This window comes from Pseudothermotoga thermarum DSM 5069 (genome assembly GCF_000217815.1).
In the GTDB taxonomy this organism is placed as follows: Bacteria; Thermotogota; Thermotogae; order Thermotogales; family DSM-5069; genus Pseudothermotoga; species Pseudothermotoga thermarum.
On the sequence record NC_015707.1, the window covers coordinates 1,911,141 to 1,934,305 of the forward strand.

Annotated in this window: 18 protein-coding genes, 2 tRNA genes and 3 rRNA genes; 20 read left to right on the forward strand and 3 right to left on the reverse strand. The window is 45.3% G+C overall.

Translation table 11 applies throughout. The features are described from left to right. Window positions 1–311: 311 nt before the first annotated feature. The 13 genes from dapD (at window position 312) to rrf (ending at window position 14,047) form a co-directional block, all read left to right on the forward strand. A complete protein-coding gene (dapD, locus tag THETH_RS09525) occupies window positions 312–1,076 on the forward strand; it encodes a 2,3,4,5-tetrahydropyridine-2,6-dicarboxylate N-acetyltransferase (RefSeq protein WP_407635692.1) in 765 nt (254 codons plus the stop codon). Further along, window positions 1,030–2,217: an aspartate aminotransferase family protein gene (locus tag THETH_RS09530; protein WP_013933140.1), complete on the forward strand. Its 1,188-nt coding sequence runs from the start codon at window positions 1,030–1,032 to the stop codon at window positions 2,215–2,217. The genes dapD and THETH_RS09530 overlap by 47 nt, the downstream gene beginning before the upstream one ends. Beyond that, on the forward strand, window positions 2,174–3,268 hold the full coding sequence (locus THETH_RS09535; RefSeq protein WP_013933141.1) for a M20 family metallopeptidase: 1,095 nt from the start codon (window positions 2,174–2,176) through the stop codon (window positions 3,266–3,268). The genes THETH_RS09530 and THETH_RS09535 overlap by 44 nt, the downstream gene beginning before the upstream one ends. Window positions 3,269–3,314: 46 nt before the next feature. Continuing rightward, on the forward strand, window positions 3,315–5,267 hold the full coding sequence (locus THETH_RS09540; protein WP_245530493.1) for a sodium-translocating pyrophosphatase: 1,953 nt from the start codon (window positions 3,315–3,317) through the stop codon (window positions 5,265–5,267). 4 nt (window positions 5,268–5,271) lie between these two features. Next, window positions 5,272–6,282 carry a 6-phosphofructokinase gene (locus THETH_RS09545; protein WP_013933143.1) on the forward strand — a complete coding sequence of 337 codons (1,011 nt, stop codon included), beginning with the start codon at window positions 5,272–5,274 and terminating at the stop codon, window positions 6,280–6,282. An 8-nt stretch (window positions 6,283–6,290) separates the two neighbouring features. After that, the gene (sdaAB, locus tag THETH_RS09550; RefSeq protein WP_013933144.1) at window positions 6,291–6,935 is read left to right on the forward strand and encodes an L-serine ammonia-lyase, iron-sulfur-dependent subunit beta; all 645 of its coding nucleotides are present in this window, start codon (window positions 6,291–6,293) and stop codon (window positions 6,933–6,935) included. Window positions 6,936–6,950: 15 nt separating this feature from the next. Beyond that, window positions 6,951–7,841, forward strand: a complete 891-nt coding sequence (locus tag THETH_RS09555) for an L-serine ammonia-lyase, iron-sulfur-dependent, subunit beta (RefSeq protein WP_013933145.1) — start codon at window positions 6,951–6,953, stop codon at window positions 7,839–7,841. Beyond that, window positions 7,810–8,826: a DUF2804 domain-containing protein gene (locus THETH_RS09560; protein WP_013933146.1), complete on the forward strand. Its 1,017-nt coding sequence runs from the start codon at window positions 7,810–7,812 to the stop codon at window positions 8,824–8,826. Before THETH_RS09555 ends, THETH_RS09560 begins: the two co-directional genes overlap by 32 nt. Before the next feature lie 258 nt (window positions 8,827–9,084). Then, window positions 9,085–10,633, forward strand: a 16S ribosomal RNA gene (locus THETH_RS09565). A 55-nt stretch (window positions 10,634–10,688) separates the two neighbouring features. Next, window positions 10,689–10,765, forward strand: a tRNA-Ile gene (locus THETH_RS09570). 4 nt (window positions 10,766–10,769) lie between these two features. Next, window positions 10,770–10,845 (forward strand) — tRNA-Ala (locus tag THETH_RS09575). Window positions 10,846–10,880: 35 nt separating this feature from the next. Beyond that, window positions 10,881–13,888 (forward strand): 23S ribosomal RNA (locus THETH_RS09580). Between the two features lie 42 nt (window positions 13,889–13,930). Further along, window positions 13,931–14,047, forward strand: a 5S ribosomal RNA gene (rrf, locus tag THETH_RS09585). Together the 16S, 23S and 5S rRNA genes with 2 tRNA genes alongside form the textbook arrangement of a ribosomal RNA operon. 49 nt (window positions 14,048–14,096) lie before the next feature. On the opposite strand, the gene THETH_RS09590 is transcribed toward rrf, so the two are convergent. Beyond that, a complete protein-coding gene (locus THETH_RS09590; RefSeq protein ID WP_013933147.1) occupies window positions 14,097–14,423 on the reverse strand; it encodes a transthyretin-like family protein in 327 nt (108 codons plus the stop codon). Between the two features lie 80 nt (window positions 14,424–14,503). Between THETH_RS09590 and THETH_RS09595 the strand changes: the two genes are divergently transcribed. Continuing rightward, on the forward strand, window positions 14,504–15,676 hold the full coding sequence (locus THETH_RS09595; RefSeq protein ID WP_013933148.1) for a serpin family protein: 1,173 nt from the start codon (window positions 14,504–14,506) through the stop codon (window positions 15,674–15,676). Here THETH_RS09595 and THETH_RS09600 read toward each other — a convergent pair whose 3' ends face one another. After that, complete coding sequence (locus tag THETH_RS09600) at window positions 15,677–16,513, reverse strand: DMT family transporter (RefSeq protein ID WP_013933149.1); 837 nt, start codon at window positions 16,511–16,513, stop codon at window positions 15,677–15,679. It abuts the gene before it with no gap. Window positions 16,514–16,688: 175 nt separating this feature from the next. Between THETH_RS09600 and THETH_RS09605 the strand changes: the two genes are divergently transcribed. The 4 genes from THETH_RS09605 to THETH_RS09620 all read left to right on the forward strand — a co-directional run bounded on the left by THETH_RS09605 (window position 16,689) and on the right by THETH_RS09620 (window position 19,590). Then, a complete protein-coding gene (locus THETH_RS09605; protein ID WP_013933150.1) occupies window positions 16,689–17,948 on the forward strand; it encodes a DUF1576 domain-containing protein in 1,260 nt (419 codons plus the stop codon). Next, window positions 17,941–18,288: a hypothetical protein gene (locus THETH_RS09610; RefSeq protein ID WP_013933151.1), complete on the forward strand. Its 348-nt coding sequence runs from the start codon at window positions 17,941–17,943 to the stop codon at window positions 18,286–18,288. Before THETH_RS09605 ends, THETH_RS09610 begins: the two co-directional genes overlap by 8 nt. A gap of 16 nt (window positions 18,289–18,304) precedes the next feature. After that, window positions 18,305–18,508: a heavy-metal-associated domain-containing protein gene (locus tag THETH_RS09615; protein WP_013933152.1), complete on the forward strand. Its 204-nt coding sequence runs from the start codon at window positions 18,305–18,307 to the stop codon at window positions 18,506–18,508. A gap of 71 nt (window positions 18,509–18,579) precedes the next feature. Beyond that, complete coding sequence (locus THETH_RS09620; protein ID WP_013933153.1) at window positions 18,580–19,590, forward strand: DUF3798 domain-containing protein; 1,011 nt, start codon at window positions 18,580–18,582, stop codon at window positions 19,588–19,590. Here THETH_RS09620 and THETH_RS09625 read toward each other — a convergent pair. After that, window positions 19,582–20,226 carry a DDE-type integrase/transposase/recombinase gene (locus THETH_RS09625; protein ID WP_013932418.1) on the reverse strand — a complete coding sequence of 215 codons (645 nt, stop codon included), beginning with the start codon at window positions 20,224–20,226 and terminating at the stop codon, window positions 19,582–19,584. The two genes, THETH_RS09620 and THETH_RS09625, sit on opposite strands and share 9 nt — an antisense overlap. A 309-nt stretch (window positions 20,227–20,535) precedes the next feature. Between THETH_RS09625 and THETH_RS09630 the strand changes: the two genes are divergently transcribed. Further along, window positions 20,536–22,131, forward strand: coding sequence for a sugar ABC transporter ATP-binding protein (locus THETH_RS09630; RefSeq protein WP_013933154.1), 1,596 nt, complete (start codon window positions 20,536–20,538; stop codon window positions 22,129–22,131). After that, window positions 22,124–23,164: an ABC transporter permease gene (locus THETH_RS09635; protein WP_013933155.1), complete on the forward strand. Its 1,041-nt coding sequence runs from the start codon at window positions 22,124–22,126 to the stop codon at window positions 23,162–23,164. The genes THETH_RS09630 and THETH_RS09635 overlap by 8 nt, the downstream gene beginning before the upstream one ends. Window position 23,165 lies beyond the last annotated feature (1 nt).

The window sequence follows — 23,165 nt, forward strand, 5'->3', positions numbered from 1 at the left end:
TTAAATATTTCTTATGCAAATCGACATCAAAAAGCTTTGATTGTCGAAATATTATATAAGCAAAGCAAACTTGTGGGGAGGAATTGATTTTGATATCTTTGCTTGCTTATGATGACATCCTTGTAGCTGAAATAAAGAACGCTAAGAAGCGCAGCCGCCCGGTGATCGATGGCGGCTGCTTGCGCTTGTTGTAGCGCAAAGCCGCAGGAAGAAAAAGATCACCGGGCTACCTGAAAAAGGTAGCCCGGTTTTTTTATTAATAACACATCAATCAAGAGGAGGGAAGTTGCATGGAAAATTTGGTGGATAACCTGACGACAGAAGCCATTATTCGTTTGATCGCCACATCTAGGAAAAGAACCCCTGTTGTTGCTTACGTGAAAGGTGAGTTGGACAAAGTGAAATTTGAAAATCTGCGTTTTTTTGGTGACGAGCGTTTTGGCATCGTTTTAGGGGAGTATGAAGATTTTGTGAGATTCGTCGAGGCAAACAGAAAATTTTTAGATGACTTTTACGTTGAAGTGAAAGCTAGAAACTCTGCCCTACCGCTGGCTGATCTAACGAAGTACAACGCTCGCATAGAACCTGGAGCCATAATAAGAGACCTTGTGGAAATTGGAGATGGAGCAGTTATAATGATGGGAGCGATAATAAACGTTGGTGCTAAAATTGGTGAAAAAACAATGATCGACATGAATGCTGTGATAGGTGGCAGGGCTATCATCGGTAAGAATTGTCACATCGGTGCAGGTGCAGTCATAGCAGGTGTCATAGAGCCACCAAGCGCCAAACCCGTTGTCATAGAAGATGACGTGATAATTGGTGCCAACGCAGTTGTGTTAGAAGGAGTAACCGTTGGAAGGGGTGCTGTTGTGGCAGCTGGTGCTGTTGTGATCAACGATGTTGAACCTTACACAGTTGTGGCTGGAGTACCGGCTAGGTTCATCAAAAAAGTGGATGAAAAGACCAGAGAAAAAACTCAGATCGTTGAAGCTTTGAGAAATCTCAAAAACGAAGGGAGAGTTTCAAGTGAGTCATCTGGTGGGGGTTTACAGGTATTTCAATTTGGAAATTGAGCGAGCAAGTGGTATTTACTTGTACACCAAAGATGGCAAAAAGTTTATAGATACCTTCTCAGGGATAGGAGTTCTTGCCTTCGGTCACGGTGATTTGGACATACAAAAAGCTATAGTCGAAAAAGTTTCAAGGTACACGCACTTATCGAACTTTTTTCTCGATGAGGATGCTGAAACAGTTGCTTCAAAACTGGTTGAAAAGGTCGGTAAAGACGGCAAAGTATTCTTTGCAAATTCTGGTACTGAAGCAAACGAGGCAGCTTTGAAAGCTGTCAAAAAATTCAAAAAGGGGTTAATACTTTCCTTTCAAGGCAACTTTCACGGTAGAACCATTGGTTCGTTGTCTATAACAGGTTTTGAAAAGCTTAGAGAACCTTTTGAGCCTTTACTTGAAGGTGTAGTGATTTTACCTCACAACGATGTTGAAAAATTCTTAGATTTTGTTGAAAAACATCATGCTGAAATTTCCGCTATCTTTGTTGAACCACTTCTTGGAAGCGGTGGTATAAAACCTCTTTCCAGCAAAATGGCAGAAGCCATAATGTATGCAAAGCGTGAGTATGGAATAGTTTTAGTTGTCGATGAGGTTCAAGCTGGACTTGGAAGAACTGGTAAATTCTTCTGTTACGAGCATTTCAACCTCGAACCAGATGTAATAACCGTTGCAAAAGCTTTGGGAGGAGGACTTCCGCTTGCAGCAGTTATTTTCACAGGTGATTTGAAGGAAGTTTTTACTTACTCTCAGCATGGTTCCACCTTTGCTCCAAATCCAGTGGCACTTTCTGCCGCAAAAGTTGTGCTTGAGAAGTTGACAAATCAGCTTGTAAGCGAGGTCAGGGAAAAAGGTGACTATTTCAAAAAGAAGTTGAGCTTGATTCAAAGTGAAGCGGTACGGGATGTAAGGGGATTGGGGTTGATGATAGGTGTGGAAGTAAGCGTCGATGGGGATATATTGAAAGAAAGTGCATTAAATCACGGTCTTTTACTGAACATAGTTGGGGGGAATGTGGTTAGATTTTTACCGGCTTTAAACATAACTTATGATCAAATCGATGAGATCGTCGAATTATTTGAAAAAAGTTTGAGGGAGGTATCTGGTGAGAGAGATAGAGCTAAGAAGAATCTTGCACCAACATCCTGAACCATCTTTCAAAGAGTTCACGACGCATAAGATACTTAAAAAGTTCATCGAAGAACTGAATTTTGGGGAAATCTTCCCAGTTGAAACAGGGCTTGTTATCGTCAGACGGATGTTAAAAGACAATTCTTTCGTTCTTTTTAGGGCAGAGATGGATGCGTTGGAGATAGAGGAAAAAACAAACTATTCTTACAGATCCAAAAATAACTTTATGCACGCTTGTGGTCATGATTTTCACATGGCTGCTTTGTACGGGCTGATGAAAAGAATCGTTGAAAGAAATTTTGCAGGAAATGTCATTTGCGTCTTTCAGCCTGGTGAAGAAACTGGCTGTGGGGCTTTGAAAATTTTGAATTTTTTACTTGAAAAAGGTTATGATATCAAAGCGGCTGTTGCCATGCATGTGACTGACGAATATCCTGTCGGCACGATTGCAAGCAAACCTGGTACTTTGTTTTGTGCATCGCTTGAAATAGATGTGGAAGTTGTTGGTCAAGCGGCGCACGCCGCATTCCACTGGATGGGAAAGGATGCTCTAAGAACTTGTGTTGAGTTTTTAGAGAAATTTTATAAAATGAGCTGGTGCGATGACTTAGTTTGGTTTGGCAAAATAGCTGGTGGTAGAGCAAGGAATGTGGTAGCAGATGAGGTCGTTTTACAAGGGACTATAAGAAGTAAAAAGTTAGAAAAGATTGATTCAATTGTCGAAAAACTCAATCAAACGCTCAAGGAAATCTGTCTTGACCTTGGTACTTCATTCCAAATAAAAAGAGGAGCAACTTACCGGCAAGTTGAAGTGAACGAGAAGCTGTTCAGCGTTCTTAAACAAGTTGCTGTAGCTTATGGTTGGAATTTCGTTGAATGTGATACAAAGTTTACCGCTGAAGATTTCGGGTATTTCTCGCAGTATTATCCCGCTTTGATGTTCTGGTTTGGAACAAAAGAAAGAGAAACCTATGGCTTACACAGTGATCGTTTTCTTCCCGCCGATGAACTTGTTCCAAAAGCTTCCGAATTTTTGTACTCTTTGCTTTTGCATTTGATGATTTTTTAATTCGGTTTTTTTGGTATTATCGTATTCAGAAAAAGGCTGCTGGGAGGTGTTAAACTTGCTGGCTTTGTTTCTCATTGTAGCTATATCCTGCGCATACACAATTTTTTTGACCTTCAAAATACTAGATTCAAGCCCTGGAAACGAAAAGACAATTCAGCTTTCTTTGATAATTCAAAAAGGTGCAAGGTCTTTTTTACTTCAGGAATATTCTGTGTTTTTCCCAATAGTTGGCGCCATAGTAGTTTTTCTCTCGTTTTTCAACTTTAAAGCAGGTATTTCGTTGCTTCTTGGAGCTTTGTTTTCAACGCTGGCAGGATTTTTCGGAATGGTCGTTGCCACAAAATCCAACGCCAGGACAAGTTGGGCTGCCCTTTATGGGATGGACAAAGCTTTGCGGATAGCCTTTCAAGGCGGGGCAGTCATGGGTTTGACGGTTTCCGCGCTTGGACTTTTGGGAATAGGAATTGTCCTTTCGATTTTCAAGGAAATATCGTACGTTGGTTACTATTCTTTTGGGGCGTCCTTTGTTGCGTTGTTTGCAAGAGTTGGTGGAGGAATTTACACGAAGGCTGCCGATGTTGGTGCAGATATAGTTGGCAAAACAGAAGCGAATTTACCAGAGGATGATCCAAGAAACCCCGCGGTCATAGCTGACAATGTTGGAGATAACGTTGGAGACGTCGCGGGAATGGGAGCGGATTTGTACGAGTCTTACATTGGTTCAATATTCTCCGCATTGGCCTTGGCTTCTTTTGCGAATGATTTAAAGGCCTATCGATTTGTTATCTTCGTTGCTTTAACTGGACTTGTTAGCTCCATGATCTCCGTTTTGGTGACTTCGGCAAGTACAAAGAAGTTTTCAAATCCGGGGGACGCTTTAAGGTTTGGATCGATATTGTCCAACGTTCTTTTACTTGTAGGTATTTTAATTTATTCGCTCGCAAATAACTATCTTGTTGCTTTTGTCGTGGTTTTAATGGGCGTTGTTGTGGGAATTTCCGTGGGGCTTTTAACGGAATTTTACACTTCCAGTAAAAAGATTGCTGAACTTGCAAAATCTGCGAACATGGGAGCTGCAAACATTTTGATAAACGGCATTGCTTTGGGTATGGAGTCTACGGCTATTATCACGATCATGATCGTGGCTGCAGTGATGCTTTCTTACAAACTTCTTGGTCTTTTCGGTGTGGCTCTGTCTGCAGTTGGAATGCTTTCAACGCTTGGGATGAACCTTTCTATAGACGCCTATGGACCGATTGCCGACAACGCAGGTGGTATAGCACAAATGGCTGGTTTAGATGAAAGGGCCAGAAGAATAACAGATCAGCTCGATGCAGTTGGAAACACCACAGCCGCGATGGGAAAAGGATTTGCAATTGTTTCGGCTGCTTTAACAGCTCTTGCTTTGTTTTCGAACTATGCGAACGTTGCTCACATCAGTGCGGTTGACATACGAAATCCCTCTTTATTCACAGGCGCATTGATTGGAGCAATGCTACCGTTTCTTTTTTGCGCCCTTGCCATGAAGGCGGTGGGAGACGCTGCAGACGAAATGGTTGAGGAAATAAGAAGACAAATCAGAGAAATTCCGGGAATAATATCTGGACATGCTCAGCCAGATTACGAGCGTTGTATAAAGATAGCAACAAAAGGGGCTTTGAGAAGGATGGTTTTACCATCACTTTTGGCTATTCTTGTACCTATTGCGGGTTACTTTACAATCGGTTCTACCGGAACGGCTGGAATTTTGATAGGTTCCACTGTCACGGGTGTCATGGTTGCAATATTCATGGCCAACTCTGGTGGTGCATGGGACAATGCCAAAAAGTACATAGAGGAAGGTCATTTCGGAGGAAAGGGATCCATGGCACACAAAGCATCCGTTGTTGGTGACACCGTTGGTGATCCGTTGAAAGACACCGCTGGTCCTTCGATAAACATATTGATAAAATTGATGGCAATAACCTCGGTCATATTGGCAACTTTGGTAGGGAGGTAAGACTATGAGAAGAATAGCTATTTTGTGCGTTGGTAACGATTGCCCAGGTTTAAACGCAGCCATAAGGGCTACTGTTGTGAAAAGCAATATGGAAGATTTAGAGGTTGTTGGAGTAAAAGATGGTTTTGAAGGGCTTTTGAGAGATCAACTGGATGTTTTAACCAGAAACAGTGTTTCAGGAATACTTCACAGAGGTGGAACTATTTTGGGCACTTCTTTGTACATTCCAGAAAGCGATGAGGAAGTGAACAAGGTCGTTGAAAAGGTCAAACAATATTCCATAACTTGTTTGCTGATACTCGGTGGCAGGATTGGAACAAGAGCCGCGTTGAGATTGATGAAGGCCAACGTACCATCGATTTTGATTCCAGCCACGATAGACAACGATTTGCCGTTCACAGATTTTTCAATAGGTTTCTTCACAGCCGTCAGCCATGTCACTGACGCTTTGGATATGTTGCATTCCACAGCCGAAGCACATCACAGGGTTATGATAGTCGAAACGATGGGCAGACCAAGTGGATGGATAGCCACTGTTGGAGGACTTGCAGGTGGGGCAGATTATGTTATAACAAATGCGGAAGGTTTTAAAGCAGAGGATTTGTTGGCGAAGATAAGGTCACGTTATGAAGGGCACAAAAGGTTCTCGATAGTTGTGGTTGAAGATGGGTTGAAATTGGACCAAAAGTTTTACGAAGAAGTTGGCGTGACGCAAGAAACACCTCCAGCTAAGGTCATAGGAATGTACATTCAAAAAGCTTTGAAAGATATCAACATTGAATGGCGTTACACCAGCCTTGGATATCTACAAAGGGGAGGAAGTCCTGTCAGCATGGACAGGATAATAGCAACCATGATGGCAACTAGAGCTGTTGAAATGGTTAAAGCAGCCAGGGTTTATCACGCAGTTGGAATGAGAGGTTTTACAGTTACCGAAGTACCGTATTCTGAAAGCATGCTCAACTTGAAGATTGTAGACGAATATTTGAGAAATCTTGCAAAACTTTTCTACTGAGGTGTACTATGAAGCTGACGGAAATTTTAGGGCCTGTTATGATTGGGCCTTCTAGTTCTCATACACTTGGAGCCATGAGAATAGCAAGGTTTGTCAACAAGTTACTGGGTTATATTCCAAAAAAGGTTGAGTTCATACTTCACGGTTCCTTTGCTAAAACAGGTTTTGGGCATGGTACCGACAAAGCTCTTGCTGCGGGAATGCTTGGTATGAATTACGACGACGAAAGGGTGAAAGATGCTATAACCATAGCTAAAGAACGCGGTTTTGATTTCAGGTTTTTCAAGAAAGATCTTGGTGACGTGCATCCAAACACGGTTTTGATAAAAGTTTTGGATACAGCCCAAGAAATTGAAGGTTGCTCAGTAGGTGGTGGAGCCATCAGGATAACAAGAATAAACGGTGTGAAGTGTGATATAAGCTGGGAATACGATACTTTGGTGATTTTAAACAAAGACAAACCTGGTGTTCTGTCGAGAATAACCACCTTGATCAAGGCCAACATCGCCAATCTGTACCTTCGTCGAATAAGTTTTCTTGAAGAAAAGGCTTTGACGATAATTGAACTCGACGGTTCTGTGGACATTTCTGAGCTAAAAAAATTAGACTGTGTTCTTGAGTGTTATTTCGTGCCACGAGATGACTTTATGTAAAACGAGGGGTTTGTTATGAAATTCGCTGAATTGATAGGGCTCTCTAAGAAAAGCCAGCAACCATTTCACGAGGTTATCTTGATAAATCAAATGATGGAAGAAGGTTTGGATCCGCTGGAACTTAGCCAAAAGCTTAAGAGACTTGTCATCACCATACTTGACCTTTGTGAAAAAAATTTTGGGAAACCTTCCAAAAGTCTAACTGGAATGGTTCAAAACGCTGCTTATACTTTTTCAAATCATCAACCATTGATGATGGGAAAATTCAACTACATTGCCACTGTTGCAGCTCTTTCTATGGCTGAATCAAATGCTTCAATGGGTAAAATTGTGGCTTGTCCAACTGCTGGTTCTTGTGGGGTTTTACCGGGTGTTTTGTATGCGCTTTGGAAAGTTTTTTCAGCCGATGTTGATGATGTGACCAACGCATTCATAGTTGCGGGAGAAGTAGGTAATAGAATAGCTTCGGTGGCTTCCATATCTGGAGCAATTGCGGGGTGTCAAGCTGAAATTGGTGCGGCCGCTGCCATGGCAAGTTCTGCTTTGACTTATTATTTCACCTTGGATCCTGATAAAGTGGCGCATGCTGCTGCCTTGACCTTGAAATCCTTAATGGGTTTGGTTTGCGATCCAATAGGTGGTTTTGTGGAAGTTCCTTGTATAAAAAGAAATGCAACGGCTGTTAATTTGGCTATCGCAACTGCTGAGATGGCAATAGCTGGTATTCAAAGCGTAATTCCTTTTGATGAAGTGGTTGAAGCACTTTCAAAAGTTGGCCGAAGTTTACCAGAAGAGTTGCGCGAGACAGGTCTTGGAGGAATTGCCGCAACCAAAACCGCTCAGCTTTTAGTTGAGAAAATAAGAGGTGATCAAGGTGAAATTTTCCCTGAATATGGAGATAACTAAACCCGTTGAGCTGTGCACAAAACTTGGCAGATTGAATCATTCAGCCCTTGGTTGGGCAAGAAAACCTCTTGTAAGATGCAATCTTAAAGGACATTTGTTTAGAAAGAAAAAGTGGAATTATTGGGCCGTCTACAACAAGAATTATCTTTTTTCGGTAACTGTAGCCGATTTGGACTATCTTGGTATAAGCTTTTGGTATTTTGTAGACTTCAAGGAACAGAAAATGTGGGAAAGAAGCTTTATAACTCCGTTTGGAATTGGTTATGAAATGCCGGAAACACCTGAAGAGTCTGTTTTTTTTGAGACTAGAAATTTTAAAATCCATATGATCAGAAAAGCACAAATTACGGAACTTTTTGTGGAAGATCATCGAAGAGAGAATTTATCCGCGAAGTTTGAGATCTTTCACCAAAATTTTGAATCTTTGAACGTTGTTGTACCTTGGAGTTGGAATAGATTTCAATTTACAAGCAAGCAATTTTCGTTGATGGCAAGAGGTGAAGTTATTTTCGAAGATAGAAAAATAAGGTTTGATGAGTCTGAAAGCTTTGCAACTCTCGATTTTGGACGAGGAGTTTGGAAGTATAAGACAACTTGGAATTGGGCAAGTTTTGCAACACGTTTAAGTGATGGGACTGTCATTGGAGTGAATCTTGGAGGAAAATGGACCGACAAAACTGGGATAAACGAAAATGGATTATTGGTCAACGGCAAACTCACAAAAATTGAAAGTGACGTTGTGTTTTCGTATGATTTAGACGATTTGATGAATCTTTGGAAAATTTACTCCATCAACTCCGACGAAGTTCAGCTTGAGTTTAAACCTGTTTTTTTAAGAAACTCCAAAACCAACTTTTTGATCGTCGCCTCAAAAATGAACCAGTTGTTTGGTTTCTTCAAAGGTTTTGTGAGAGATGAAAATCGAAGGGTTTATCTGATAGAAGATGCCTTTGGATGGGTGGAAGACCATTACGCCCGCTGGTGAAGTGATATCTTTTGGTTGATACTGAAAATTTCTTTTTTGTTTACTTTTCTGTAACTTGACATCCCCGTGCCCTTGGTGATACTATCATACACGGTCGCTCGTGAATAAAACGGTCTAAAGAAGCAGGGTCTAAAAAATCAAAATACAAAGAAAAGAGTCTTGAAATGACTCGATTGCTTTTTGTCCTGGGTCATTGAAAAGTGGATAGCAGTCCCGCCGAACCCAAAAACAATGTCAGGATCTTAAAATCCTTCACGTTTTGTGGAGGGTTTGATCCTGGCTCAGGGTGAACGCTGGCGGCGTGCCTAACACATGCAAGTCGAGCGGGTACCCGCAAGGGTACCAGCGGCGAACGGGTGAGTAACGCGTGGGTAACCTACCCCTCAGAGGGGGATAACCAGGGGAAACCCTGGCTAATACCCCATACGATCCAGTGACGAAGGTCACTGGATGAAAGGGGCAACTGCCCCGCTGAGGGATGGGCCCGCGTCCCATCAGGTAGTTGGTGGGGTAACGGCCCACCAAGCCTACGACGGGTAGCCGGCCTGAGAGGGTGGTCGGCCACAGGGGCACTGAGACACGGGCCCCACTCCTACGGGAGGCAGCAGTGGGGAATCTTGGACAATGGGCGAAAGCCTGATCCAGCGACGCCGCGTGGGGGATGAAGCCCTTCGGGGTGTAAACCCCTGTTGCGAGGGACGAATAAGGTGCGGAGTGGAATGCCGCACCGATGACGGTACCTCGCGAGAAAGCCCCGGCTAACTACGTGCCAGCAGCCGCGGTAATACGTAGGGGGCGAGCGTTACCCGGATTTACTGGGCGTAAAGGGTGCGTAGGCGGCCTGGTAAGTCGGGTGTGAAATCCCACGGCTCAACCGTGGAATTGCGCCCGAAACTGCCAGGCTTGGGGACGGTAGAGGGAGACGGAACTGCCGGTGTAGGGGTGAAATCCGTAGATATCGGCAGGAACGCCGGTGGGGAAGCCGGTCTCCTGGGCCGCTCCCGACGCTGAGGCACGAAAGCTAGGGGAGCAAACCGGATTAGATACCCGGGTAGTCCTAGCCGTAAACGATGCCCACTAGGTGTGGGGGGATAATCCCTCCGTGCTGTAGCTAACGCGTTAAGTGGGCCGCCTGGGGAGTACGCCCGCAAGGGTGAAACTCAAAGGAATTGGCGGGACCTCGCACAAGCGGTGGAGCGCGTGGTTTAATTGGATGCTGAGCCAAGAACCTTACCAGGGCTTGACATGCGGGTGGTACCGACCCGAAAGGGAAGGGACCCCTTCCTTTTGGAAGGGGAGCCCGCACAGGTGGTGCACGGCCGTCGTCAGCTCGTGCCGTGAGGTGTTGGGTTAAGTCCCGCAACGAGCGCAACCCCTGCCCCTAGTTGCCAGCGGTTCGGCCGGGCACTCTAGGGGGACTGCCGGCGACGAGCCGGAGGAAGGAGGGGACGACGTCAGGTACTCGTGCCCCTTATGCCCTGGGCTACACACGCGCTACAATGGGTGGTACAGTGGGTTGCGATCCCGCGAGGGGGAGCTAATCCCTAAAACCACCCCCAGTTCGGATCGCAGGCTGCAACCCGCCTGCGTGAAGCCGGAATCGCTAGTAATCGCGGATCAGCCACGCCGCGGTGAATACGTTCCCGGGGTTTGCACACACCGCCCGTCAAGCCACCCGAGCTGGGGGCACCTGAAGACGCCGACCCCAACCCGAAAGGGAGGGGCGGCGTTGAAGGTGAACCTGGTGAGGGGGGCTAAGTCGTAACAAGGTAGCCGTACTGGAAGGTGCGGCTGGATCACCTCCTTTCTAGGGAGTAAGTGCGGGACTGCTATCCATTTTTGAGTGACTCAGGTTTGGGCTCGGGCTCGTAGCTCAGTAGGTAAGAGCGCACGCCTGATAAGCGTGAGGTCGGAGGTTCGACTCCTCCCGAGCCCACCATGGCGGGGACGTAGCTCAGCTGGGAGAGCGCCTGCTTTGCAAGCAGGAAGTCAGGGGTTCGAGTCCCCTCGTCTCCACCAAGGAAGGGTCATTGAAAACTGCATAGGAAGCACAAGGTCAAGGTACTAAGGGCACGCGGTGGATGCCTTGGCGGCGGGAGGCGATGAAGGGCGCGGTAAGCTGCGATAAGCCCCGGGGAGCCGCAAACAGGCGTTGATCCGGGGATTCCCGAATGGGGAAACCTGGGTGACCGTCAAGGTCACTCACCGCCGAAAGGCGGAGCGACACCGGGGGAAGTGAAACATCTCAGTACCCCGAGGAAAAGAAATCAAGCGAGATTCCCCGAGTAGAGGCGATCGAAAGGGGAAGAGCCTAAACCGGTGTAACGTAAAAGCCCGTGGGCGTTGTTACACCGGGGTCGTGGGACACAACCGGGCGAGGCCACGGACTCGCCGGGAGGTTACAAATCTTCTCCCTAGCCGAAGCGTCTGGGAAGGCGCGCCATAGAGGGTGACAGCCCCGTAGGCGAAAGGGAGAAGACCTCCTGGGTTGTGTTCCCAAGTACCGCGGGACCCGTGGAATCCTGCGGGAATCTGGGGGGACCACCCTCCAAGGCTAAATACTACCCGCCGTCCGATAGCGCACTAGTACCGTGAGGGAAAGGTGAAAAGAACCCCGGAAGGGGAGTGAAACAGAACCTGAAACCGCGTGCCTACACTAAGTCGGAGCCCGAAAGGGTGACGACGTGCCTATTGAGTAATGAGCCCGCGAGTTGCCGTCAGTGGCGAGGTTAAGCCGATTGAGGCGTAGCCGTAGCGAAAGCGAGTCCGAATAGGGCGCTAGTCACTGGCGGCAGACCCGAAGCCGGGTGAGCTACCCCTGGGCAGGGTGAAGGTGGGTTAAAACCCACTGGAGGCCCGAACCGGTGGACAGTGAAAAGTCCTCGGATGACCTGGGGGTAGGAGTGAAAAGCTAATCGAACCCGGTGATAGCTGGTTCTCCCCGAAACGCATTTAGGTGCGGCCTCGAGCGGTCTGTGCAGGGGGTAGAGCACTGATAGGGCTAGGGGGGTAACCCCCGAACCCTGTCAAACTCCGAATCCCTGCACATAAAGCTCGGGAGAAAGTCTGTGGGGGATAAGCTCCATGGACGAGAGGGGAACAGCCCAGACCGCCGGCTAAGGGCCCGGAGAGGTGGCTAAGTGGTAAAGGATGTGGTGCGCCTAAGACAACTGGGAGGTTGGCTTAGAAGCAGCCATCCTTTAAAGAGTGCGTAACAGCTCACCAGTCGAGGCGCACTGCGCCGAAGATGTAACGGGGCTCAAGCCACCCCCCGAAGCCGCGGGTCAGTACCTCCGCTGGAGGTGCTGGCGGTAGGGGAGCTTTCCGCTGTAGGGCGAAGGCAGACCCGCGAGGGCTGCTGGACGAGGCGGAAGTGAGAATGCGGGCATGAGTATACGAGAGGAGGGTGAGAATCCCTCCCCCCGAAAGCCCAAGGGTACCTGGGGAAGGTTCGTCCGCCCAGGGTTAGCCGGTACCCTAAGGTAAACCCGAAAGGGGTAGCCGAAGGGAAGCTGGTTAATATTCCAGCGCCACCTGCGGTCGAGGTACGAGGGGGGACGCAGGAGGGTAGGCGCCGAGGGTAAGTGGCAAACCCTTCCAAGCGGTTAGGCGTTGAGGGCGGTAGGTAAATCCGCCGCCTGAGCTGAGCCGTGATGGGGAGGACCCGTGAGGGTCCAACGGCGCTGACCCCACACTGCCGAGAAAAGCCTCGCGTACCGCTTGAGACCGTAGGTGACCGTTCCGCAAACCGACACAGGTGGGCGGGCTGAGAAGGCTCAGGGGAGCGGGACAACCCTCGCCAAGGAACTCGGCAAATTGGCCCCGTAACTTCGGGAGAAGGGGTGCCGTAGTAGGGTGAACCCAGGGGAAGGGGCAACCCGGAAACTGGGGGAGCCCGAGGCGGCCGCAGCGACAAGGCCCTGGCGACTGTTTACCAAAAACACAGGTCTCTGCTAACTCCTAAAGAGGAGGTATAGGGACTGACGCCTGCCCAGTGCCGGAAGGTTAAGGGGAGGGGTGAGGCCCGAAAGGGCGTAGCTCCGAACCGAAGCCCCGGTAAACGGCGGCCGTAACTATAACGGTCCTAAGGTAGCGAAATACCTTGTCGGGTAAGTTCCGACCTGCATGAATGGCGTAACGACTGGGGCACTGTCTCGGCGGGGGACCCGGTGAAATTTCAGTGGGGGTGAAGATGCCCTCAACCCGCGGCTAGACGGAAAGACCCCGTGGAGCTTCACTGCAGCCTGGTATTGGATTCCGGCGCAGCGTGTATAGGATAGGTGGGAGGCTGTGAAGCCGCCTCGCCAGGGGCGGTGGAGCCACCGGTGGAATACCACCCTCGTTGCGCTGGAATTCTAACCTGAACCTGTGAAGAGCAGGTTGGGGACAGTGCCAGGTGGGCAGTTTGACTGGGGCGGTCGCCTCCTAAAAAGTAACGGAGGCGCGCGAAGGTCGGCTCAGGTGGGTTGGAAATCCACCGTTGAGTGTAAGGGCATAAGCCGGCCTGACTGCGAGACCGACGGGTCGAGCAGAGGGGAAACCCGGCCCTAGTGACCCGACGACTCCGGGTGGAAGGGTCGTCGACAACGGATAAAAGTTACCCCGGGGATAACAGGCTAGTCCCGCCCGAGAGTTCACATCGACGGCGGGGTTCGGCACCTCGATGTCGGCTCATCCCATCCTGGGGCTGAAGCAGGTCCCAAGGGTTAGGCTGTCCGCCTATTAAAGGGGTACGTGAGCTGGGTTCAGACCGTCGCAAGACAGGTCGGTCCCTATCGGCCGCGGGCGCAGGAGGTCTGAGGGAGGTCTCCCCTTGTACGAGAGGACCGGGGAGAGTGGGCCTCTGGTGTACCGGCTGTCCTGCCAAGGGCATACGCCGGGTAGCTATGCCCATAAGCGATAACCGCTGAAGGCATCTAAGCGGGAAGCGCGTCCCAAGATCAGACCTCCCATCCCGTTAAGGGAGTAAGGCCGGTTCGAGATGAGGACCTTGATAGGCCGGTGGTGTAAGCGCCGCAAGGCGTTGAGCCTACCGGTACTAATCGGCCGAGGCCTTGACCTTGGTGCTTCCTATGCAGTTTTCAGTGATCCTTCGCATGTTTCCTCGGGTGCCGATACCGGAGCGAGAAACACCCGGTCCCATTCCGAACCCGGCCGTTAAGCCGCTCCGGGCCGATGGTAGTATGGGGGCAACCCCATGCGAGAGTAGGTAGTGCCCGGGGAGTCAAAGGGGCTGCGAAAAGCAGCCCCTTTTTGTTTTTGGTATTTTTTCACTTCAAAGTTATCGTTGTTGTTATTTCAAGCAAGGCATATCTTACAATCACCGAGTACGGTTTGCCAGGGATAAAACTTCCGTATATTCTCACATATCCATTTTCGTCGGTTTTTACCCACAAAATAGTTTCATCGATTTGGACTTGCACGGTAACGTTCGAAATAGGCCTTCCGTTGCTATCTACAATTTGAAATTCTATGTATTCGTTTGTTGTTGATACCAAGTGCACTCCTACGGAAACTCCAAACCCTACCTGGACGTTGGAACATCCCACGATCAGAAATGTTAGGGCAAGAGCCATTATTAACAGATAGACTTTCATTTGAACCACCTCTGTGTATACGGTGTTAATACAATTTTACTCCAAAGGGAGTAAAATCAAATGAACAGGAGGTGAGTTGTGTGAGATCATTGGTTGTTTTGTTTGCAGTTTGTCTTGGTCTAATGTGTTTTGCAAACAGCGTTTCAGATTCGATCAATGATTTTGGGTTCAATATCTTTAAAGTTCTGCCAGCTGAGCAGAATCTGTTCATATCCCCCACGAGCATTTCGATGGCACTCACCATGACAAGTTTTGGAGCAGCTGGTAAAACGCTTCAGGAGATGCTTGAAACGCTGTGCCTTTCAAAATTTGAGGAAAGAGATATTTTAAAAAGTTACAGAGAACTTGTCAAGTTTCTCAATGAAAAAAGTGAATACTATGAACTGAGGATTGCCAACGCTTTGTGGGCCCAGCAAGGATATCCATTCTTGGAAAGCTTTCTGAAAGTTGTTTCGGAAAACTTTCAAGCACCCGTGGAGGAAGTAGACTTCGTGGATAGTGTTCAAAGAGGGCAAACTCGTGCAAAGATCAACAAATGGATAAGCGATGTCACAAACGGTAGGATACCTGAGCTAATCTCTGCTGACGATATCGATGAGTTAACTCGATTGGTTTTGACCAACGCGATATACTTTAAAGGCAAGTGGCTGTATCAATTTGACTCGGAAAAAACGCAAAAGGATGTCTTTCATTCAATCACAGGGGATGTGGAAGTTGACATGATGAAAATAAGCCAAGATTTTGAATACTACGAAGATGAAAATGTTCAAGTTGCAAAAATACCTTATATTGGTGAGAAATTATACATGCTGGTTGTATTGCCAAAAAAAGGACGAAGTATTCGGGAGGTTGAAGAAAGGTTGAATTCGAAAGTTTTCAGCAAATGGATTGCCAACACTTCACTTACAAAGCTTGATCTGTCGATGCCACGTTTTAAGTTTAGAAACAGATTTTCGCTTGTAAAACCCCTCATGGAACTTGGAATGGTACTCGCTTTCACAAATTATGCGGATTTCTCCAGAATGACACCGGTGAATGATCTGAAGATAACCGAAGTCCTTCACGAAGCTTTTATTGAAGTCAATGAAGAGGGGAGCGAAGCAGCGGCAGCCACGGCTGTGATTATGGGAATAAAAATGGCATTTGCTTCGCCGATTGTTTTGAAGCTTGATAGACCTTTTTTGTTTTTCGTTGTTGAAAAGTCCCAAAATCTTGTGCTGTTTATGGGTAGAGTTGTGGATCCCACAAAATAGTTAGTCTTCGGACTTTCTAACTAAACCAGGGATTGCGTATCGAAGAGTAATTGAACCCACTATGATGGTTCCGCCAATCAGAGCAAATTTTGAAGGATATTCACCGGTTGAAAGAAAAACCCAGATTGGATTCAATATTGGTTCAATGACTGGTATCAACGAGGCTTCGAAAGCAGTGACTTTTGTTATGGCTATGGAATAGAATATGTAGGAAATACCCAATTGAACTGTTCCAAGAAGGATTATTCCAACTACATTCGTTGTAGTGATGGGCTGTCGGAACAAAAATGGCAGACCAACCACAGCTGTGAAAAAATTGCCCAGCACAACTGATTCAGCAGGCTTGGCATCCTTTTGCTTTCTTAGAAACACAATGAACAGTCCAAACGCAAGACCACTCAGAACGGCAAAGAAATTGCCCAACATACTCCCAGAAGAAATTCTGCCGAAGAAGAACAAAAACATTCCAAAGAAGACAAAAGCAAGCGCCAAATAGTCGAATATCACCATTTTCTCTTTGAGTATAAGTGTTCCAAAAATCGCCACGTATACCGGAGCAGTGTACTGAAGAAATATTGCGTTTGCTGCAGTTGTCAACTTGTTTGCTGCAACAAAGGTTATGACCATCAAAGAATAGAAGCAGGCAGCTACAATCATATCCTTTGTGAAATTCAGTTTGAATCTTTTTAAGTATAGCACTAAAACGAAAACGGCTATCAGGCTTCTGGTCCCAGCTATTGCCATGGCATTCCAATTGACAAGTTTGATCAGTACACCACCAAAGCTCCACAAGGTCGATGCTATGATCAAATAGAAAATGCCTTTGGTTCTTTCCATCTTTTTTCCACCTTTCGTTGTTTATGTCATCCTGTACTCATTCTACTTTACACAGACGAAATAAGATGCAGCAACTCTTGAAGAAATGAAAATATAGATTTTTGCTGAGCTACTTGACAAAAAGACAAGTTGCTTTAGCATTGAAAATAGCAAAAAGTTGCCGGGGGGATCTACTTTGAACCAAACCAAGGATAGGAGAAGGTTTTTTCTTTATTCTATTGGTTTAGCTTTTGTTTTGTTTTCCCTTTTTTCAGGTGCGCTTTGGAATCCTTTGGCTTTTCTTGAAGGATTGAAGAGAATCGTTGTATTTCCAGATTTTCTATTGGTTGATTACGTTGAAATTGGTGGGCTTTCTGCGGCTTTCTTCAACGCCGGAGTTCTTATGATCCTTTTCACTTGGATCACTTCGCTGTTGAATCTTCAAGTTACCGGTTTGATGATTGCATCCGTTTTTACCGTTGGTGGTTTTGCACTTTTTGGAAAGAATCTTTTCAACGTGTGGCCAATATTGATTGGAGTTTATCTGTACTCGCTTTATAAAAAAGAGCCCTTCAGCCGATACATATACATAAGTTACTTCGGTACGGCAATATCTCCACTTGTAACTCAAATTGCTTTTCATTTTCCTTTTACAGGATTCAAAGCCATTTTGTTTTCTTACTTTGTAGGAATAGTAGTTGGCTTTTTCCTGCCTTCTTTGGCAATGCATTTTCTTACCGCACACAAAGGGTACAATTTGTATAACGTTGGATTTACGTGTGGAATGGTTGGCATGATCTTTGCGGCTTTTTTCAGAGTCTATAGATATGAGATGTTGCCACAAAGATTTTGGAGCAGCGGAAACAACCTTGTGTTATCAATCTTTCTTTTTTGCGTTTTTGGTGCGCAGGTGTTTTTAGGTTGGTGGTTAAGCTCAAAAACGTTCAGGAAGTACTCCAAACTTTTAAGACACAGTGGTAAACTTGCCACAGATTTTGTGCTCTTGGAAGGTTTTGAAACCACTTTGACAAACATGGGTATTCTTGGTATCTTATCGGTTGTTTATGTGCTTTTGGTGAGAAGTCAGCTCAACGGTCCTACGATTGGAGGTATAATGACCGTTGTAGGCTTTGGAGCTTTTGGAAAACACATAAAAAATGTTTTACCAATTTTGATTGGTGTTACGCTTTGTGGGTTGACCAATGCGTATGCTTTGGGAGAGCCAAACAACGTTCTTGCAGCACTTTTTGGAACAACTCTTGCGCCGATTGCTGGTGAATTTGGATTTCTTTGGGGAGTGATAGCTGGTTTTGTACATCGTGCGGTCGTCAACAGTTCGGCGTTTATGCACGGTGGGTTGAATTTATACAATAATGGTTTTGCTGGAGGATTGGTTGCGATGATACTTGTTCCAATAATATTGGCTTTGAAGAAAGGTGAAAACAACAATGGCTAAGGTGGCTGAGTTAATTTCAAAACTGTGTTCGCAAATAATGAAATATTTGCTTTCAAAATCGGCAAGTAAAATCGATATTTCCTGTCAAAAGGAAAAAGATCAAAGGTATCTGATCGAAATACAAGCTCAGGTGGACTTTAATGAATCCGATTTAGATATGCTTAAATTTTATCTGAATGTGGAAAAACACGAGGAACTTGCCTATTATTATCTACCTTTGGTAGGTGAGTACGGTTCTGAAGAAGAAATGTTGTTGATTTCCAGCTTTTTGGACAGCGTTAGCGTTGTGTACAACAAGGAGTTGAAAGTCCTAAATCTAAGGATGCTTGTAAAAATTTAAAAAAGGAGGTAAAACGATGGAATATGTCTTGTTTGTGCCTGATATGTCGTGCAATCACTGCAAAATGAGAATTTCAAAACTACTTGAAAAAGAAGGGGTTAAAGATTACGAAATAGATTTGACCAGTAAAACTGTTACTTTAAAAGCAGATGATATAAACAAAATCTGCGAAGAATTAGCGAAAATTGGATATCCAGTTAAAGCCTGTAAACCGCGTTGAAGTGTTTTTGCATGAAAAAGTTGTGGTATAATTTTAAAAAAAGAACACTACTCTTACGGGGGGTTGAAAGGATGAGAAAGCTTCTAGCAGTGATTCTTGTACTGGCAGTTTTAGCTACTTTGAGCTTTGCCGCCTTGGGTTTCAAAATTGGTGTTGTAACAGGAACGGTTTCGCAGGGTGAAGACGAATACAGAGGAGCAGAAAATGTCGTAGCAAAATACGGCAAAGAAATCATCCACGTTACCTATCCAGACAAATTCATGCAGGAGCAAGAGACAACTATTGCAAGAATCGTCGAACTTGCTTACGATCCAACAGTTAAGGCAATTGTGATTTGTCAAGGTGTTCCTGGTACCGTTGCTGCTATCAGAAGAGTTAAGGAATTCAGACCCGACATAATCTTTGTCGTAGGTGTTCCACACGAGGATCCAGAGATAGTTGAATCTGTAGCAGATGTGGCTTTGGAAACAGATACACCAGGACGTGGAAAGACAATCGTAGACCTTGCTTACAAGATGGGGGCAAAAAGGTTGATTCACTACTCGTTCCCAAGACACATGAGCTATAAACTTTTGGCAGAGCGAAGAGACATAATGGAGCAAAGATGTAAAGAACTTGGTATGGAGTTTATCTTTGTCTCTGCGCCAGATCCTCTTGGTGAGCAAGGTTTGACAGGTGCACAACAGTTCATCCTTGAAGATGTTCCAAGACAAATAGCCAAGTATGGTCCAGACACGGCTTTCTTCTCCACAAACTGTGGAATGCAAGAACCGTTGATCAAAGCGATTCTTACGCATGGTGGAATCTTCCCAGAGCAGTGCTGTCCATCACCAACACATGGTTATCCTGGAGCATTGGGAATCTCAATACCACCAGAGAAGAAAGGCGATATAAACTACATACTCAAGGTTATAAACGATGCCGTTGTTGAAAAAGGAGGAGCAGGAAGATTTGCAACTTGGCCAATCCCAATGAATATGTTGTTCGTTGAAGCTGGAGTCGAGATAGCTATAAAGCTTGTTAAGAAAGAGATCAAAGCCAACGATATGAATGCAATAAAAGCTGTGGACCTGTCAACTTAAGAAGGAAAACTGCACTAATAGAAGAAATGGAAATAGCCACTTCACTATGTCCTCATCCCTCCTCTTGTACCATAACCTGCTTATGTTAAAACGCCTCAGCCTGTACCTTTTTATCCCTATCACGCTCTCAACAAGACTCCTCTCCCCAAACCTCTCATGCTCGTGTTCCCAATATCCCATATTCTCTTCGCTCGCTTCCCAGTACCATGGCCCTTTGTCCGTTATTATCCTCAACTTACCTGTCACTCTCTTCTTCACCATCTTCATCACCAAGCTCGCTTTGTCCTTCTCTCGCGTTTTGCTGACCAACGCATAGATCACTTTCTTCCTCTTAACCTCAAACGCTATCCATACATACCAGCAGTAACCGTTTATGTTCACCTTCATCTCGTCTACAGCTACTACTGCATTGCCTTCTATCTTCTCAGCAAATATCTCTTCTTTCATCCTTGCCCACCATTTCCTCAAGGCTTCATGACTGACTCCAATTATGGCTGCTGCCTTCCTTAATGCAAGTCCATAAAAGTACAAAACCAATGCAGATACTTTCGCCTCATGTGGAACTCTTTGTCTTTGAAAAAGGTTTGGTATAATTTGGTATAGGTACTCGGTGATATTTGTTGTTGTAACTTTCATCTTTACGGGAACCTCCTTTCGGTGAGAAGAGTTGGTTCCCGTTTATTTTATCGTATTTCCCGGCTTAAGTTGACACCTCCAAAGCTGTTTTCGATCAAGTTGCTTCACAGAAAGTCAAAGGTGCTTCAACGTTTATCAGAAGATACTCCGACAAAGGTAATTACTACATGCTCATTTCAGATTCCGTGATTTTTGGTGTTACACAATTCTGATGATTAGCTGATATAGGCAAAAGACGTCGGTGGCAACACCGACGTCTTTTTTCTTATAATAGAAGCAGAAGTTTTTCACAGTGTGGGAGGTGTCTACGTGAAAAAAGTTCTTGAGATGAGAAACATCAACAAGTTTTACTTTGGAAACCAAGTTCTGAAAAACGTGAATTTAGATCTTGAAGAAGGAGAAATACACGGACTCGTTGGTGAAAACGGAGCTGGTAAAACAACTCTTATGAATATCTTGTTCGGGATGCCGGTTATCCACAGCACAGGTGGATTTGAAGGGGAAATATACGTTAATGGAAAAAAAGTTGACATTGATTCTCCAAGGAAAGCGATGGAACTTGGTATAGGAATGGTTCATCAGGAATTCATGCTTTTACCAAATTTTACGGTGACTGAGAACATAAAGTTGAACCGTGAAATAACCAAGAAGAATATTTTCAGCAGGGTTTTTGGAAAATCGCTGGAAACTTTGGACTTCAAGCAAATGCGAAAAGAGGCGAGAGAAGCTTTAAATACCATAGGTATGATGGGCATCGATGAGTGGTTTCCTGTGGCAGGACTTCCAGTTGCACACAAACAGTTTGTCGAAATAGCCAGAGAAATTGACAAGAAGAATTTAAAAGTTCTAGTGCTCGATGAACCGACTGCGGTTCTTTCTGAAGCGGAAGCTGAGACTTTGTTGAATGTTATAAGAACGCTGTCGCAAAAGGGAATTGCGATCATCTTCATTTCGCACAGGCTTGCTGAAGTTTTAGCTGTTTCCCATAGAATAACAATTCTTCGCGATGGTGCAGTTGTGGACAGTGGACCTGCTTCGTCCTTCACCCTAGCGGAAGTGGCGGAGAAAATGGTTGGAAGAAAGATAGAAGCTTTGAACCTTCCAAAGAGACAAAAGGAACCCTCAGATGATGATATCATCATGTCCATAAGAAATCTTCAAGTCAAGATGCCTGGAGAGGAAGTTAAGGATTTCAGCATAGATATAAGAAGAGGGGAAATTCTTGGCATTGGCGGCCTTGCTGGACATGGAAAACTTGGAATTGCAAACGGCATAGCTGGTGTTTATCCTGCATCTGGAACAGTTCTTTTGGAAGGAAAACCATACAAGTTGAACGATCCAATGTATGCACTTGCAAACGGTATAGTTTATCTTTCAGAAGACAGAAGAGGTGTTGGATTGCTTTTGGACGAGTCAGTTGAAATGAACATAGTTGCAACAGCAGTTCAGGCTTTCGGAAAATTTACGAAGAGGTTTCTATTTCTGAACCTTTTGGATAAAAAGGCTATTCGTGAACATGCACTGAAAATGATAAAAGAGCTAGATATTCGATGCAAAGGTCCTACTCAACCGGTGAGAAGGTTGAGTGGGGGTAACCAGCAAAAAGTTTGTCTTGCGAGGGCTTTTACGCTTGAACCAAAAATACTGTTTGTCTCAGAACCAACCAGAGGTATAGATGTTGGAGCGAAAAGATTGGTTTTGGATCACTTGGTGCAGATGAACAGAAATCTCGGCGTTACCATCGTCATGACTTCTAGCGAATTGGCAGAGTTGAGAAGTATCTGCGATAGGATAGCAATAGTTGCAGAGGGAAAACTTTCTGCAATTCTTCCACCCAGCGCATCGGATGCAGAATTTGGTTTGGCAATGGCTGGAGAGCTTCAGGAGGTGGCTCAACGTGGATAAATTTTTTGCTATTTTGAAAAAGGTTGATTTGCCAACCTTGATAATATTCCTTTTCTTGATAAGCCTTTTTGTTTTGGCAGCTTTTGTGAATGTTTCAATACCAACGTTAATAGGAGATTCTCTAAGAAGAATTGGTATGAACGGGGTACTCGTGTTGGCTATGGTTCCAATGATCAGAGCTGGAGTTGGGCCAAACTTTGGTTTACCCGTTGGAATAATAGGAGGACTTCTTGGAGCTTTGATAAGCATGCAACTTGGTCTTGCTGGTGCGATTGGCTTTTGGACTGCAATAGCACTTGCAGTGTTGATCTGCACAGGTCTTGGTTTGGTTTATGGGTGGCTTTTGGAGAAAGTGCGTGGGCAAGAAATGATGGTTGGAACTTACGTTGGTTATTCCATAGTTGCTTTTATGTCGATAATGTGGCTTTTGTTACCCTTCTCAAGACCAGATATGATTTGGGCAATAGGTGGAAGAGGACTTAGGTACACTTTGTCTCTTCAAGATTATTTTGCAGGAATTTTGAACAACTTTTTGAAGTTTAAAATCGGCAGTTTAGAAATACCAACTGGTTTATTACTCTTTTTCGGTGCAGCTTGTTATTTGATCTACATATTCTTCAGAACAAGGATTGGATTGGCTATAGATTTGACTGGCCAGAACGAAAAGTATGCAATAACATCGGGGGTGAACGTGAAAAAAGCTCGTTTAATTGCGGCTACTTTGTCCACGATCCTTGGAGGAATTGGAATAATAGTGTACGCACAAAGTTATGGTTTTTTGCAGCTTTACCAAGCACCTTTGGGATTAACCTTTCCATCCGTCGCATGCATCCTCATAGGAGGGGCTTCGATAAGGAGAGCCACCATAAAAAACGTGATAATTGGAACAGCAGTTTTTCAAACCCTTTTGACGATCGCTTTGCCGGTTTTAAGTCAAGTTACCAGGGGTGATATCACCGAAGTCATGAGGATGATCATAAGCAACGGGATGATATTGTATGCACTAACTAGAGCTCCAAGGGAGGCGAGCTGAG

Coding starts and splice junctions, on each gene's coding strand:
- THETH_RS09545 (WP_013933143.1), top strand. CDS start 5,272: ATGAGAAGAATAGCTATTTTGTGCGTTGGTAACGATTGCCCAGGTTTA.
- sdaAB (WP_013933144.1), top strand. CDS start 6,291: ATGAAGCTGACGGAAATTTTAGGGCCTGTTATGATTGGGCCTTCTAGT.
- THETH_RS09555 (WP_013933145.1), top strand. CDS start 6,951: ATGAAATTCGCTGAATTGATAGGGCTCTCTAAGAAAAGCCAGCAACCA.
- THETH_RS09590 (WP_013933147.1), bottom strand. CDS start 14,423: ATGAAAGTCTATCTGTTAATAATGGCTCTTGCCCTAACATTTCTGATC.
- THETH_RS09600 (WP_013933149.1), bottom strand. CDS start 16,513: ATGGAAAGAACCAAAGGCATTTTCTATTTGATCATAGCATCGACCTTG.
- THETH_RS09610 (WP_013933151.1), top strand. CDS start 17,941: ATGGCTAAGGTGGCTGAGTTAATTTCAAAACTGTGTTCGCAAATAATG.
- THETH_RS09615 (WP_013933152.1), top strand. CDS start 18,305: ATGGAATATGTCTTGTTTGTGCCTGATATGTCGTGCAATCACTGCAAA.
- THETH_RS09620 (WP_013933153.1), top strand. CDS start 18,580: ATGAGAAAGCTTCTAGCAGTGATTCTTGTACTGGCAGTTTTAGCTACT.
- THETH_RS09625 (WP_013932418.1), bottom strand. CDS start 20,226: ATGAAAGTTACAACAACAAATATCACCGAGTACCTATACCAAATTATA.